Genomic DNA, 1324 nt, shown 5'->3' on the forward strand with positions numbered 1-1324 from the left:
TCGGGTTGCTCGAGGACTCCCTGGCGGACGAGTCGTCCCAGGCGGGAGCGGGTGACGTTGATCGAGGGCTCGTCGGTGGGCAGCCCGAGGAGTTCGTGTAGCTCGCGGACCCGGAAGACCCGCCCGGGATGCTCGTTGAAGGCGGTCACGATGCGCTGGTAGACGGTGTCGGTGTCCGAGGGAGCCGGTTCGTGGTCGGGTAGCGTGAGGCTGTCGATGACCTTGCCAGTGGTGACGATCTCGGCGAGGCGGGCCTCGACCTCGGCGAGGGCACTGGTGAGTTGGTCAATCTGTTCGCGCAGGCCGTCGGCTCGTGCGGCGGTCTCGTCATGTTCGGCTTGCAGCAGCCGCAGGAGTTCGGCGACGTTCACGCGGCCAGCTCGACATCGTCGCGCCAGGCGGGGCTGGGGGTGGTGAGGCGGCGGAGCATGACCGCGGTGGAGGCCCAGTAGACGCGGGAGGCGGCGTTGTCGGGCCGATGGTCGTAGTCGCGGGCGAGGCGCCGGTGGAGCATGAGGGTGCCGTTGACCTGCTCGACCACCCACCGCTTCGGTTGCGGAACGAAGCCCTTGCCCACGTCGTCGGGGTTGCGCCGGACCACCTCGACGGTGATGTCCTTCACCGCCCCGTGGATGATCACGGCGTCCTTGAAGCCCTGGTCGACCAGGGCCTTCTCCAGGCGCATCCCGCACCGCATCGCTGCCTGGTCCAGCAGGGCGATGCCGGCCTCGTTGTCGTGGGCGCTCGCGGCGAGGACCACCACGCCGATGACCAGACCGAGCACGTCGACGGCGAGTCCACGCTTTCTGCCGGGCGTCTTCTTGTTCGCGTCCAGTCCCGTGGTCTCCTTCGGCACCCCGGCCGCCACGCGGACGGACTGGGTGTCGATGATCACCAGGGACGGGTCCTCTAATCGTCGGGCCCGCTCCCGCACCTGGCAGCGCAGGATCTCCTGGATTTGCTGGTCAAGGCCGTCCCGGCGCCACAGGGTGAAGTAGTAGAACACCGCCGACCAGGCCGGAAAGTCATGTGGCAGAAGCCGCCACTGACAGCCCGTCCGGTTCTGGTAGAGCAGCGCGTTCACCACCTCGCGCAGGTCGCACGAGCCGGGGTCCCCGGTCGCCGAGCGGGACACCCGCTCCTGCTTCCAGGCGGTGACGAGCGGCTGGATCAAGGCCCATTGCCCGTCGGACAAGTCCGTTGAGTACGGCATCCGTTCCATGCACCAACACCAACATGCACACGACACGCGAGTCAGCCTGAACGACTCTGTACCCACGAACGGGCGACACCAGATCATCCAGAAACGGACTTAACGTCCTCT

2 protein-coding genes are annotated in these 1324 nt (G+C 67.4%); both read right to left on the bottom strand.

What is annotated here, in order from left to right:
- Positions 1–371, bottom strand: a 371-nt coding sequence (locus ACZ6NC_RS41950; protein ID WP_465739151.1) for a hypothetical protein, incomplete at its 3' end; no start/stop codon positions are given.
- On the bottom strand, positions 368–1222 hold the full coding sequence (locus ACZ6NC_RS41955; RefSeq protein ID WP_465739152.1) for an IS5 family transposase: 855 nt from the start codon (positions 1220–1222) through the stop codon (positions 368–370). The genes ACZ6NC_RS41950 and ACZ6NC_RS41955, both read right to left, overlap by 4 nt.
- Between the last annotated feature and the right edge of the window lie 102 nt (positions 1223–1324).

It is taken from the genome of Kitasatospora sp. NPDC041988 (genome assembly GCF_055588525.1).